Source organism: Flavobacterium sp. ov086 (genome assembly GCF_900187965.1).
GTDB lineage: Bacteria > Bacteroidota > Bacteroidia > Flavobacteriales > Flavobacteriaceae > Flavobacterium.
This window is the reverse complement of record NZ_FZNL01000046.1, coordinates 1-13,971: the sequence shown is the minus strand read 5'-3', so window position 1 is coordinate 13,971 and position 13,971 is coordinate 1. Positions and strand designations below refer to the sequence as shown.

Sequence of the window (13,971 nt, the reverse complement as noted above, 5' to 3'; positions counted from 1 at the left end):
CAAGGAAGCTTGTCAGCCAATGGACCTTTTTGTGCGACAGGTGCGGGTCAATTAACCTTTACTGCTACTTCAGGCGTAGGACCATATACAATAGTTTACAATGACGGAACCGCAAATCGCACCGCAAACAATGTTGTAAGCGGGACCGCATTTGCAACCTCCGTTACACCAGTTTTAAATACAACTATCTATACTTTAGTTTCAATTACCGATGCTAATAGTTGTATAAGAAGTTCTAGTTTTACCGGAAGTTCAGCAACGATAACCGTTAACCCATTACCAGTTCCAGTTTTTTCTGCACAGCCGGGAGCAACAGTTTGCGTTGATGACAATGTAACTTATACCACTCTGGCAGGACAAACAAATTATCTTTGGACAGTTCCGGGAGTTGCAGGTATAGATTACGCTATTGTTTCAGGAGGAATATCGACCGCTGATAATACAGTTTCATTGCAATGGAAAACATTAGGAAATAAAACAGTTACTGTAAGTTACTCTTCACTTGGATGCGCAGCAGTTGTAAACGCCAGCAACACAACAACAGTAATAAAAACAGAACCAGGAATTGTAAGTGGAGGCACACATGTTTGTAGTGGAAATTCAAGTCCGTTATTAATATTAAGTGGTTATAATGGTACTATTGTTAGATGGGAATATGCCGAATCTTTGCCTTATGTCTGGCAGCCCATAAGCCATACAGGTATCACATATCAACCGGGAGTATTGTCAACAAGCACTAGCTATAGAGCTGTAATAAAAAATGGAACTTGTGCCGAAGATTTTTCAGCCGAAACAAGAATTGAGATTGATTTAAGACCATCAGTTCCCGTACTTGGAACACCAACACAACCAACTTGCATTAATTCAACCGGGAGTGTAGTTTTAAGCGGTTTAATTACAGGACCTAATGTAATTCTTAGTCAAAGCGGTACATCTCCCCAAACCTATTCTAATTTTGGTACCAGTTATACAGTTACCAATTTAGCACCGGGAACGTATTATTTTACTATTCAGGATGGAGCTAATTGTTCTTCGTTATCAACAATTGGAGTTGTGATTACAGCGCCTATTATTAATATCTGGAATGGTTCAGTCTGGTCTAAAGGAAGCGCGCCCATAAATACTGATAGCGTTGAGTTCGCAGGAAATTATGAAACAACAGGAAGTTTAAGTGCGTGTTCCTGCATTGTTCATCCCGGGGTGAATGTTACTGTAAAAGCCAATCATACATTAACTATTGAGAACTCTGTAGATAATAATGGGGGGACTTTTATTTTTGAAAATAATTCCAGTTTACTTCAGATTAATAATTCTGTAAACACAGGAAATATTATTTATAAGCGAGTAACTTCTCCAGTTCGTCGTTATGACTTTACCTATTGGTCTTCGCCAGTTACTCGTACTCCGGCTTTTACATTACATGATTTGTCACCTAATACTTTGATTGATAAGTATGAAAGATATGACCCCTTGGCAGGATGGATAATTATTAACAATGGAACAGCTCCAATGTTAGCAGGAGTTGGTTATACTGTTAGAGCTCCACAAAATTATGATATTACTATTCCTGCTGTTTACCCGGCATCTTTTGAAGGAGTTCCTAATAATGGTCCGTACGCTATAAGTTTAGGAGGAGCTGAGAAATGGAGTTTGTTAGGAAATCCGTATCCTTCTGCAATTTATGCAGATCAGTTTATCGTTGATAACATGGCAAATATTTACGGTACGCTATATTTTTGGACGCATAATTCATCTCCAAATAGTACAACATATGCTTATACAGAAGAGGATTATGCTATTTATAATTTATCAGGCAGTACAGTTATAGGAGGTATGACAGGCGACGGAGCATCAACACCAGGAAATAATAATCCACCATTAGGCTACATTGCAGCCGGACAGTCTTTCTTTGTAAAATCAAAAACGGGGCAAAATGCTGTTTTTACAAATTCAATGCGTATTGCGGGGAATAATACCCAGTTCTTTAAAAATACAAATACAAAGATTGAAAAAAATCGCGTTTGGCTTAATCTGACTAATACTCAGGGGGCTTTCAAGCAATTATTGGTTGGTTATATTGAAGGAGCAACAGATGGTTGGGATACTAATTATGATGGAATCACAGCAGATGCAAACAAATATTTAGATTTTTACAGCATCAACGGAGATTTAAAACTTGTAATACAAGGCCGAGCTTTGCCATTCGTTGATTCAGATATTGTTCCGTTAGGATATCGATCTGCAATTGCAGGTGATTTTACGATTTCAATCGATCACGCCGATGGTAACCTGAGTGCGCAGCCAATCTTTCTTGAAGATAAAAAAATGGGTGTTATGCACGATTTAAGAGCAAGCAATTATACTTTTACAACGGCAATAGGCATTTTTGCCGATCGTTTTGTACTGCGATACAAGAAAACATTGGGAGTTAAAGATTTTGAAAAAGAGGAAAGCAACATTATTGCTTTTGTGAAAAACAAGATCATCAAAATAACATCTGATAAAGAACCCATCAGTGAAGTTGTTATCTATGATGTTTCAGGTAAAATGCTTTACGACAAAAAGAAAATCGGAGATACAGAATTGCAAATACCAAATTTACAATCAGGAAATCAGGTTTTGTTTGTAAAAGTAATTTTAGAAAATGATCATATATCGACTAAAAAGATTGTGTTTTAATAACTAAAAAGAAAAGGGCTGAAAGTTTAAATTTTCAGCCCTTTTCTTTGATCTTTCCTCTCAAAAAGTCTTCTGTAAACTTTCATTGGTATTGGTAATTGCCTTTTCGTTTTTATAATCAATCCATTTTTGACCTTGAAATTTCCGCATCATAATATCAAAATGGCGCATAATAAAAACATTATAAACTGCTTTTGATAAATTGGTAATATTTTTTGGGAAAGCCCTTAAACTCATCGAGAATCCGGGAGTCAAATATTTCATGTAATGCCAATAACCTTCCGGCATATACAACATTTCGCCGTGTTTTAGATTGGTGATATAACCTTCAGTATTTTTAAGAGCGGGGAATTTTTCGTAATCAGGATTGTCAAAATCAATGTCTTCTCTGGAGATTAAAGCATGTGGGACTTTGTACATATATTTGGACTGATTTGGAGCAAAAAGCATGCATTGTTTTTCTCCATGAAAATGAAAATGCAAAATATTCGAGTAGTCGATATCATAATGCATAAAAACTCTTGAATTTTCTCCACCAAAAAAAAGCATCGGCATTTGCCGGACTAATTTCAAGCCAATATCCGGCCATAGAAAGTCATCTTTTAATGTTGGCACTTCTTTCATTAAATTATAAAGAAAGATGCGGTAATTGGTAGGTTTTTGTTCTAAAAGATTGATGTAATCGCTCATCTTCATTTTAGTATGAGCTTCATTAAAGCCATCTTCATGATTTACGGGTCTGTTATCGTATAAAGGAACGATGGTATCACCTGCGATTTCTTTGATGTATGATAATTTCCATTTATGATATGCTGGCCAATCTTGGGTCAGTTCTTCAATAACAACGGGAATTTGTTTTTTTACATATTGGGAAATAAAATCAGATTTTGAGATTTTTTTTACCCTTTCGATTTGTTTTAACTTCATCTCTTTAAATAAAAAAATTGCTTCTGACATAAGTCAAGAAGCAATTTAAAAATATTTTGTGAGATTTATTAACTCTTTTAATTAATTTTTTGATTTGATCGAAGCCTCAAGGTTTCTTTCAATAGTATGTCCCGGTCTTGACCACTTAGGTTTTTCGCCTAATGGAGAAAATTGAGAATCTTCTGCTTCAACTGTTTGAGGCTGTGAAACTTTAACAAATGGTTTCTGCGGAATCAATCCTAATAAGTCAAACATTTTCATGTCTTCGTGAACATCAGGATTTGGAGTAGTCAATAATTTATCTCCTGCAAAAATAGAGTTTGCACCTGCAAAGAAACACATTGCTTGTCCTTCACGGCTCATGTTTGTTCTTCCAGCTGATAAACGAACTTGTGTATCCGGCATTATAATTCTTGTAGTAGCTACCATTCGGATCATTTCCCAGATTTCAACTGGTTTTTCTTCTTCCATCGGAGTTCCTTCAACAGCAACTAATGCATTAATTGGCACAGATTCCGGTTGAGGATTTAAAGTCGAAAGAGCAACAAGCATTCCTGCTCTGTCTTCGATACTTTCTCCCATTCCAATAATTCCTCCACTACAAACCGTCACATTCGTTTTACGAACATTTTCGATAGTTTGCAAACGGTCTTCGAAACCACGTGTCGAAATTACGTCTTTATAATATTCCTCAGAAGTGTCTAAGTTATGGTTGTAAGCATACAAACCAGCTTCTGCCAAACGTTGCGCTTGATTTTCGGTAATCATACCCAGAGTACAACAAACCTCCATGTCTAGTTTATTAATGGTACGAACCATTTCAAGAACCTGATCGAATTCTTCGCCATCTTTTACGTTTCTCCAGGCAGCTCCCATACAAACACGAGAAGATCCGCTTGATTTTGCACGCAAAGCCTGAGCTTTTACCTGACTTACACTCATTAAATCATTACCTTCAACACCAGTGTTATATCGGGCAGCTTGCGGACAATAACCGCAATCTTCCGGACAGCCTCCGGTTTTAATAGAAAGTAAAGTAGATACCTGAACTACGTTCGGATCATGTTTTTGTCTATGAATAGATGCTGCTTCATAAAGCAAGTCCATCATAGGTTTGTTATATATGGCGATTATCTCGTCTTTTGTCCAGTTGTGTTTTGTAATGCTCATTAGGTACATTGTTTTTGAAGCTTCAAAAGTAACGAAATTGTTCTAATCAACCAATGTTGAATCCTGTAAATGAATATTTGACAGCTATTTTCAAAAAAGAAACACTCTAAAATCATATAATTATATTTTTTTATGATTTTAGAGTGCTAAAAGATCTATTTTATTTTGAAAAATTAATCGGCGATATATTTATTGTTCCAGTACAACATCATCATTAACGTGACAATGACCGAAGAAGCAATTCCTTCAAATAATAAACAAATGCAATAAGTTGGTACAGAAGGATTTCCTCCAAACATAAAAGTTGAAGATAATGTTTTTACATAAGCATCTCCACCTCTTGCATAGCTATAAACCAATAATCCAAAAACGCTCAAAGCCACACCAACTACTGAGGTTGCCATTGCAGAAACAGCATTTGAGACAAAATTAGTTTCTCCTTCATGCAGGTTCATTTTCATGGTTCTGTTTACGCCATAAAATATAAAAAACACATTAAGGACACGTAGATAGAACAAATGAGCTAAACCTAAAACGTTCATCAATAAAAAATAAATTCCTATTCCGAGGAATATCAAAAAACCGTTGGTAATTTCTTTAGGTAATTTCATGGTGGTTATTTTTAAAGAAGTTAATAGTAAACATTTGATAAACAGAGATCTGTATGTCAAATTTACTAAAAAAACAACTACGATGATTTAAAAAGGGTAAAAAGTGTATAATGGAAATGATTAAAATAATGTAGATACCGAAGTAGTGTAGTCCCGCTGGGCAATGTCATTAAGTTAAGCTTTTTTAAACACAATCCCTTTGTGATCTTAGAGCAAAGAGTAATTCACAAAACTTTGCGTCCTGAGGCTTCGGGATGCGTAATTCTTTGTGTCCCGAGGCTTCGGGATGTGGTAAAATTTTCTTTGTCGAGTTACTTATGGGCTTCTCCTGAAGCGTCGGGACGCTCAGCCTGACAAGATTGTGTTTAAAGCTTAACTTAATGACATTGCCCGTAAGTATTATATAGAATTTTTAAGAAATAAAAGATGTAATTTTTTAAAGTTGGCTCACAAAAGTCAAAGCATTTATCTTATCCTGATTTAGTTGTGCTTTCAATAAATCTACCGAACCAAATTTTTGCTCTTCACGAAGATATTCTAACAACGAAACTTCGATTTTTTGACCATAGATATCAGCGTCAAAGTCAAAAAGGTTTACTTCAATGGTTTGTTTTTGCCCGTCTACTGTTGGATTAAAACCAATATTCATCATTCCAAAAACTTTCTGTTGATCAATAATGGCTTTAACTACATAAACACCATTTTTAGGAATCAACTTGTAATCTTCTTCAATCTGGATATTTGCCGTTGGGAAACCAATAGTTCTTCCTAATTGTTTGCCTTTTACAACTTCTCCGGTCAAAAAGTAATCGTAACCCAGATAATCATTGGCCAAAGCCATATTTCCTTCGTTGAGTGCTTTTCTAATTTTTGTCGAACTTACAGAAACATCCTGAATTTCCTGAGCTGAAATCTGCTCTACTTCAAAACCATATTCGGCTCCAAAAGCAATTAAATCATCAATATTTGCTGTCCTGTTTCTTCCAAAACGATGATCGTGACCTATAATTATTTTCTGAATATGAAATTGATCTACTAAAATAGAATGCACGAATTCTTCGGCAGTTAATCTTGAAAAACTTTCATTAAACGGATGAATAACAAGATTTTCAATTCCGGTAGCTTCCAGAAGTTTAGATTTTTCAGAAATAGTATTTAAGAGTTTTATTTCTGATTTTTCTTGTAAAACCATTCTTGGATGCGGAAAAAAGGTAAGTACTAAACTTTCGTATTTTCCGTTTTCAGTATTTTGAGTAATTCGTTCCAGAATTTTTTTATGACCAATATGTACGCCGTCAAAGGTACCAAGAGTTAAAATCGTTTTCTTGGTTGACTGAAAATCGTTTATAGAATGAAAGAGCTTCAAAACAAATAATTTAAGATGGTGCAAATTTATACTATCTATTTCAAATTTGGTACTCTGCTTAATTGATTTTTGACGAGATTCTATTACTTTTTGTGAAAATGAGTTTACTCGTCGAGTAAAAAGCATTAAATGTCGTATTTATGTAAGAATTTAATTTAATTCGTTTAATTTTGAACTTTAAACGCCCCTGAAGTATGAAAAAACAATTACTTTTTTTATTGATTATATTCTGTAGTGTGAAAATTCATGCTCAAAGCGATGATTTATGGCAAAAAGTTAGCTCAAGTTCGTCTCTTAGTAAAAGAGGAATTTCTGATGACTCGGATAAATTGTACTATAAGCTAAACTCGGATTTTCTAAAAGCAAAACTTTCTGTTACAACAGATAAAAGTTCAAAAAGCAGTACCGCAGAAATTACAATTCCAAATGCTAAAGGTGTTTTAGAACGTTTTCAGGTTTGGGAATCTTCAAATTTTGAACCGGAATTACAAGCAAAATATCCGGAAATCAGAGCTTATGAAGGAACTGGTTTAGATGATAAAACGGCTAAAATTCACTTTAGTGTAGCACCTATCGGAATGCAAACGATGGTACTTCGAGCAGATAAACCAACAGAATTTATAGAGCAAAATCAAGATGACAAGACAGGTTATGTACTGTTTACGTCTAATAGCAGTATCACTTCAACTTCGCGATTAGTTTGCGGAATCAAAGATTTAGTATCTAATAGTAATTCAACCAATAAGACAGGAAAAACAACCGTAAATAATAAAGTTTTTAAAACTCTAAGATTGGCATTGTCTTGTACAGGTGAATATACTACATTTTTTGGAGGAACAAAAGCCGGAGCATTAGCAGGTATGAATGCTTCTATGGCCAGAGTAAACGGTGTTTTTAATAAAGATCTGGCAGTAAAATTAATTTTGATAGCAAACAATGATGCTATTATTTATACTAATTCAGTTACAGATCCTTACTCGAGTGCAAGTGATGGTACAAAAGATTATCCGGGAACGAGTGATTATCAAGTATGGAATATTGAAGTGCAAAATAATTTAACAAGTGTGATTGGTGAAGCAAATTATGATATAGGGCATTTGTTTGGTGCTTCTGGAGGAGGAGGAAATGCGGGCTGTATAGGTTGTATTTGCGCTAGTCCGCCAGCAATAAATAAGATTGGTAAAGGAAGTGCTTATACATCTCCGTCTGATAAAAAACCACAAGGAGATACTTTTGATATTGATTTTGTGGCTCATGAAATGGGACATCAATTAGGCGCAACGCATACTTTTTCATATTCTATTGAAGGTACCGGAACTAATGTTGAGCCAGGAAGTGGTTCGACTATTATGGGTTATGCAGGAGTAACAGATTATGATGTTCAGAATAACTCAGATGATTATTTTGCTTATGCCAGTATTTCTCAAATTCAGGACAATCTTGCTACAAAAAACTGTCCGGTTAGTACTGCTTTAACTAATAATCCACCAATAATCAATGCAGGTTCAGACTATACAATTCCAATTAGTACTGCATTTGTTTTAACCGGTACAGGTTCAGATCCTGAGGGAGATACTATTACTTATACCTGGGAGCAAAATGATAGTGCAATCACAACAGATAAAAGTACTAGTATTGCATATGCCACAAAACCCGACGGGCCATTGTTTAGATCATTACCGCCTGTAAGTTCACCAATTAGATACATGCCCGCCTATAGTTCAGTATTACAAAATAAACTGACAACTACCTGGGAATCTGTTTCATCTATTGCAAGAACACTGAATTTTACATTAACAGGACGTGATAATGCTGCTTTAGGAAAAGCACAAACCAATACAGATGAAATGGTTGTTACTGTTGCTTCATTTGCGGGACCGTTTGCTGTTACCTCACACGCAGATAAAAATCTAAGTTGGAATCAAGGATTAACTGAAACAGTTACCTGGAGTGTAAATAATACAAATACCTTGTTTGGTTCGTCTACTGTAAATATAAAATTATCTACTGATGGAGGATTGACTTTCCCTATAACTCTGGCGGCAAATACACCAAATGATGGTTCAGAAGTTATAACACTTCCTACGAGTGTACCTTCTTCAACAAATTGTAGAATTTTGATCGCACCGGTATCAAATATTTATTACGCATTAAATACAACAGCATTTGCAGTAGGATATACATCAGTAACAACTTGCGATACATATAGTTTTGGAAATCCTTTCAGTATTCTATATTCGAGTACTTTTACTTCAAAAACGGTTACAGTGCCTGCGTCAACAGGAGTTGTCACAGATGTAAATGTTTCATTAAATGTAACACACGATAGACTTTCTGATCTGGAAATTGAGGTTGTAAATCCACAAGGAACTGTTGTTCGCTTATTTAATCAAGCCTGTACAGATGTAGCTTCTACCTTAATAGTACAGTTTGATGATGACGGAACAAATTTAGATTGTAGTAAAACAACCTCACAAATTGTGCTTCCGGTTGATGTTTTGAGTGTTTTTAATGGTCAAAATCCACAAGGGAATTGGGTTTTCAGAGTTCGTGACGCTGTTTCGGGAATGTTTGGAACAGTAAATTCTGCTTCAATAAATATTTGTACTCAAACTTTTACTTTAGGAACACCGGATTTTAATACAATAGATTTTGTTCTTTATCCAAATCCAAATAAAGGAAGTTTTACAATTCAATTTGAAAGTGATGCCACAAATAGAGTTCAGGTTTATGTGCACGATATTTTAGGTAAAAAAGTATATTCGAATTCTTTTGATAATACTTCTAATTTTAATCAAAACATCCAATTGTCAAATGTGTCTTCAGGAATTTATTTGGTAACGGTAATCGATGGAGATCGCAGAACAGTTAAGAAAATCGTAGTAAATTAAATTTGCCCGCGGATTTTACGGATTAAGCGGGGTTTACACAGATTTCTGTATTAGAATCGTTTATTAACTGTATCGATTAATCCGTAAAACCTACAGGCTAACTAACTTGGGATTTGGAATTTATTTTTTGGAATTTTCTAAAAGGGTTATGAATTCGCTATGGCCATACAAACAATACTAATTTTTGCTCCCGGAATTTTTAATAATGCACGAGAGCAAGCTTCAAGTGTTGCGCCGGTTGTAAGAACATCATCAACGATTAAAAAATGCTTGTTTTGATATTCTTCTGAAACATATGAATCAAAGATGTTTTCGATATTGTCGGCCCTTCCTGCAAGATTCTTTTTTGATTGTGTTTTGGAATATGTTTTCCGATATAAAATAGAATCGTTGTATGGAATATGTAATCCTTCAGACAAGGTTCGTCCAAAAGTAGCAACCTGATTATAACCCCTTTCTTTTAGTTTTTTGGGATGAAGCGGAACAGGAATTACAATGTCAAAAGGCGTTTCCAGATTCAATTCTTTTAAATCTTCGGCGTACCAATTTGCCAAAACAGTTCCAATCTCTTCATGTCCTTTGTATTTCAGGTTATGAATAAGTTCCTGAACGATTCCTTTTTTATTAAAATACAAAAGAGCCGAGGCGTGTTCGATTTCAATTTTGCCGTAGAATTTTTTGACAGCTTCATTTTTTGGATCTAAATGATATTGAGTAAGAGGCATTTCATGGCGGCAGCTAGTGCATAAAACAGTTTCATTTGTGACTAAAACAGTATGGCATCCGGCGCAAACTTTAGGAAAAAAGAGGTCAATTATAAATTTAAACACAAATAGAAAGAATTTAGTTACAAAAATAACGAAATCAATTCTGCAATCTTTGTTATTTTTCTTTTTTTTAAACGGACTTTTTATATTTTTGCATCACTATGGCAAAACAAGAAGATATATTTAAGAATGTGGTTTCGCACGCAAAAGAGTACGGATTTATTTTTCCGTCAAGCGAAGTATACGATGGATTGAGTGCAGTGTATGATTATGCACAAAATGGTGTCGAGTTAAAAAAGAATATCCGTGAATATTGGTGGAAATCAATGGTTCAGATGAACGAGAATATTGTGGGCCTTGATGCTGCAATATTAATGCATCCAACGACTTGGAAAGCTTCAGGTCACGTTGATGCTTTCAATGATCCGTTAATTGATAATAAAGATTCAAAGAAAAGATATAGAGCTGATACTTTAGTTGAAGATTATTGTAAAAAAATTGAAGATAAGATTAAAAAAGAAGTTGATAAAGCAAGAGTTCGTTTTGGTGACGCTTTTAATGAAGAAGAATTTATTACAACAAATGCTCGCGTAGTTGAATATTTTGCAAAAATTAGAGAAATTTTATCAAGACTTGCAAAAGGTATGACTGATGATCTTCAGGATGTAAAAGCTTTAATTGAAGAATTAGAAATTGCTGACCCTGAAACCGGTTCTAGAAACTGGACAGATGTTAAGCAATTCAACTTAATGTTCGGAACTAAATTGGGAGCTTCTGCAGATTCTGCAATGGATTTATATTTACGTCCGGAAACGGCGCAAGGTATTTTTGTGAACTTTTTAAACGTTCAGAAATCTGGTCGTATGAAAATTCCTTTTGGAATTGCTCAAACGGGTAAAGCATTTAGAAACGAAATCGTTGCAAGACAATTTATTTTCCGCATGCGTGAATTCGAACAAATGGAAATGCAATTTTTCGTTCGCCCGGGAGAAGAAATGAAATCATACGAATATTGGAAAGAGACACGTTTGAAATGGCATTTATCTTTAGGATTAGGAAAACAAAATTACCGTTTTCATGATCATGAAAAATTAGCACATTACGCTAATGCTGCTGTAGATATTGAGTTTAATTTTCCTTTTGGATTTAAAGAATTAGAAGGAATTCATTCTCGTCAAGATTTCGATTTAAAACAGCACGAACAATATTCTGGTAGAAAATTACAGTATTTTGATCCGGAATTGAATGAAAACTATGTGCCATATGTAGTAGAAACTTCAGTTGGTTTAGATCGTATGTTCCTGGCTGTTTTTGCAACTTCATTACAAGAAGAAACTCTTGAAGATGGTTCAACAAGAACAGTATTGAAATTGCCATCTGTTTTGGCACCAACAAAAGCGGCTATTTTGCCATTGGTTAAAAAAGACGGTTTACCGGATATCGCCAGAAAAATCATCGAAGATTTAAAATGGGATTTCAGTGTGGCTTATGATGAGAAAGATGCTGTAGGACGTCGTTACAGAAGACAAGATGCTCTTGGAACGCCGTTTTGTATTACAGTAGATCACCAAACGATCGAAGACGAAACTGTAACAATTCGTCATAGAGATACAATGAAACAAGATCGTGTAAAAATTTCTGAATTGAAAGATATTATTGAAAACGAGGTTTCTATGAAAAACTGGTTGATGAAAATGTAAATTTTTATACTTAATAATATGAAATCCCAAATTCCTTTATGGAATTTGGGATTTTTTTAATTCAAAAATGTGTATTTTGTCGATGAAATTTGCATTTCAGCTTTATGTTTTAACATTTGTTGGTAATGTATTAACATTGAAAAGTTTAGATAAATGAATTGCGTAATTTTATTTACCGAAAATATATTAAAAGTAAAATTTTTCAAAAGTATTGATGAAACTAAAGGAACAGTTGTCGTGGATTCATGAAAAATCAACAAAAGCTAATATTGAAAAAATATCCGTATATTATAATTGACGATGATGTGGAAAGTATTTTGAAGACCAAAACAATTGCAGAAGGTTTTTCAGAATTAACTTTTGTCGCATCGGCGACGAATTATCGAGAAGGGATAAATCTGGTTTTAGAACACAAACCATCATTTGTTTTTCTGGAAATAGATCCCACTGATTTATCCAGTAACTTATCGCTCGCTTTTATCAATGAACTACACCGGTATTTGTCAGTTTTGCCTAAAATAATTGTTACTACTACAAAAAAAGAATGGGCTTTTGATGCTATTCAGTATGGCGTTTTTGATTATGTCCTAAAGCCAATATCAACAATTGACATGCTCAAAAGTATACTTAAATTGAATAAAGAAGTTGTTGAGGTCAATGTTGTAAGTACGTATCCGGAAACTACTCCTTTAAAAGTTGCGAATGAAAAAACTTCGCAAATTGTTGAAAAGTCACTTTTAATATGTGTAAAATCTTACGGTGATTATCGTTATATTTGTTCATCAGATATTTCTTATTTCCAAGCTGATAATAATTCGACCGATATTTATTTAAATTCAGGCGAAATGATAACAGCTTTTAAAACATTGAAACATTTTGAGAGTGTTTTAGAGTATCCATTTATTCGAATTCATAATAGTTATATTATCAATCGAAATTATATTGCGAGAATTCATAACGGAAACTCAGTTTGTTACATAAAAAATTCTTCGAAAAAGATTCCTTTTTCGAAAACCTATAAATCAAATGTAGATTTAATTATTGCTGATTTTGCAGCGGGAAATTATTTAGAAGTCTAAAAATTAGGTAATTACATTCTTTTAACGTCCATTGACTATCAATTGGGCATGTTCTACCATAAACCTGTTTTTTCATATACGTTTTTTTCGATTGTAGTGTTAGTTTTACACCATGATTCGCACCCAGCGATGATACCCCAAAACTTTTAAATCAATCACTTAAAACCTCAAATCATGAAAAAAGCAGCTTTAACATTCGGATTATTTTCTTTAATAATGGTAGCAACTTCATTCGCAACTCCAGAAAAAACAAACAGATCAATTGCAGGAAACATCGAAATAAGTATTGGTGTAGATGGCGGAAATGGAAGAGTAAGTAGAAAAGGAGACTTTGTTTCTAATGCATCCAAGGAATCATACTCAGATGCAAGTCAAATAAAAGGTTTTGCTCTTGACAGTCAATTGACAAAATCCAGAGTAAAAGTAGACTAAGAGAAATATAAATGTCTCGTCCTAAAAAAACGACACTGATTATTAGATAAAAATAATTAATTAAACAGTTGCAAGAACGTTCTTGCAACTGTTTTTGTTTTTATAGGTTCTTATTTGGATTTGATTTTGACAATGCATTTGATTTGGTGTTAGCATATGATTAGAATAATGTGGTCTTTGTTCATTGTAAATATTGATCGATTCTTTTATAATTTGTTTTGTAATTTTTATTTTTTGATGATATTTATCGATCATAAATTCTTGTTTTAAAATTCCATTAATTCTTTCTGCTACGGCATTTTCATACGGGTCTGAGTTTTGGGTCATACTGCATAAGACTTTATTTTTG

At 34.1% G+C, this 13,971-nt stretch carries 11 protein-coding genes; 5 read left to right on the top strand and 6 right to left on the bottom strand.

Annotated elements, in window-relative coordinates:
• A partial coding sequence (locus CHB81_RS26365) for a T9SS sorting signal type C domain-containing protein (protein WP_141130477.1) occupies nt 1-2,679 on the top strand: 2,679 nt, incomplete at its 5' end.
• Nucleotides 2,680-2,739: 60 nt separating this feature from the next.
• Here CHB81_RS26365 and CHB81_RS26360 read toward each other — a convergent pair.
• The 4 genes from CHB81_RS26360 to CHB81_RS26345 form a co-directional block, all read right to left on the bottom strand.
• Nucleotides 2,740-3,606, bottom strand: coding sequence for a cupin-like domain-containing protein (locus CHB81_RS26360; RefSeq protein WP_089354792.1), 867 nt, complete (start codon nt 3,604-3,606; stop codon nt 2,740-2,742).
• Nucleotides 3,607-3,687: 81 nt separating this feature from the next.
• Nucleotides 3,688-4,776: a biotin synthase BioB gene (gene bioB, locus CHB81_RS26355; RefSeq protein WP_089354788.1), complete on the bottom strand. Its 1,089-nt coding sequence runs from the start codon at nt 4,774-4,776 to the stop codon at nt 3,688-3,690.
• Between the two features lie 173 nt (nt 4,777-4,949).
• Nucleotides 4,950-5,387, bottom strand: a complete 438-nt coding sequence (locus CHB81_RS26350) for a hypothetical protein (protein WP_089354787.1) — start codon at nt 5,385-5,387, stop codon at nt 4,950-4,952.
• A gap of 436 nt (nt 5,388-5,823) precedes the next feature.
• Nucleotides 5,824-6,753, bottom strand: a complete 930-nt coding sequence (locus CHB81_RS26345) for a bifunctional riboflavin kinase/FAD synthetase (protein ID WP_089354791.1) — start codon at nt 6,751-6,753, stop codon at nt 5,824-5,826.
• Nucleotides 6,754-6,947: 194 nt separating this feature from the next.
• On the opposite strand from CHB81_RS26345, the gene CHB81_RS26340 reads away from it, so the two are divergent.
• Entirely contained in the window at nt 6,948-9,644 is a 2,697-nt protein-coding gene (locus CHB81_RS26340; protein WP_089354786.1) for a reprolysin-like metallopeptidase, read from the top strand.
• Between the two features lie 146 nt (nt 9,645-9,790).
• Here the strand turns inward: CHB81_RS26340 and CHB81_RS26335 are convergent, their stop codons facing one another.
• On the bottom strand, nt 9,791-10,474 hold the full coding sequence (locus CHB81_RS26335) for a ComF family protein (protein ID WP_254921281.1): 684 nt from the start codon (nt 10,472-10,474) through the stop codon (nt 9,791-9,793).
• Between the two features lie 98 nt (nt 10,475-10,572).
• On the opposite strand from CHB81_RS26335, the gene CHB81_RS26330 reads away from it, so the two are divergent.
• The 3 genes from CHB81_RS26330 (at nt 10,573) to CHB81_RS26320 (ending at nt 13,622) form a co-directional block, all read left to right on the top strand.
• Nucleotides 10,573-12,111, top strand: a complete 1,539-nt coding sequence (locus CHB81_RS26330; protein ID WP_089354784.1) for a glycine--tRNA ligase — start codon at nt 10,573-10,575, stop codon at nt 12,109-12,111.
• A 269-nt stretch (nt 12,112-12,380) separates the two neighbouring features.
• On the top strand, nt 12,381-13,190 hold the full coding sequence (locus CHB81_RS26325) for a LytTR family DNA-binding domain-containing protein (protein ID WP_089354790.1): 810 nt from the start codon (nt 12,381-12,383) through the stop codon (nt 13,188-13,190).
• A 174-nt stretch (nt 13,191-13,364) separates the two neighbouring features.
• A complete protein-coding gene (locus tag CHB81_RS26320) occupies nt 13,365-13,622 on the top strand; it encodes a hypothetical protein (protein WP_089354783.1) in 258 nt (85 codons plus the stop codon).
• A 60-nt stretch (nt 13,623-13,682) separates the two neighbouring features.
• Here the strand turns inward: CHB81_RS26320 and CHB81_RS26315 are convergent.
• Nucleotides 13,683-13,971 (bottom strand): integrase core domain-containing protein (locus CHB81_RS26315; RefSeq protein WP_141130349.1); only part of this gene is annotated, 289 nt, incomplete at its 5' end.

What these genes read in the sequence shown, in the direction of transcription:
- CHB81_RS26360 (WP_089354792.1), bottom strand. Translation starts at nt 3,606, where the DNA reads ATGAAGTTAAAACAAATCGAAAGGGTAAAAAAAATCTCAAAATCTGAT.
- bioB (WP_089354788.1), bottom strand. Translation starts at nt 4,776, where the DNA reads ATGAGCATTACAAAACACAACTGGACAAAAGACGAGATAATCGCCATA.
- CHB81_RS26350 (WP_089354787.1), bottom strand. Translation starts at nt 5,387, where the DNA reads ATGAAATTACCTAAAGAAATTACCAACGGTTTTTTGATATTCCTCGGA.
- CHB81_RS26340 (WP_089354786.1), top strand. Translation starts at nt 6,948, where the DNA reads ATGAAAAAACAATTACTTTTTTTATTGATTATATTCTGTAGTGTGAAA.
- CHB81_RS26330 (WP_089354784.1), top strand. Translation starts at nt 10,573, where the DNA reads ATGGCAAAACAAGAAGATATATTTAAGAATGTGGTTTCGCACGCAAAA.
- CHB81_RS26320 (WP_089354783.1), top strand. Translation starts at nt 13,365, where the DNA reads ATGAAAAAAGCAGCTTTAACATTCGGATTATTTTCTTTAATAATGGTA.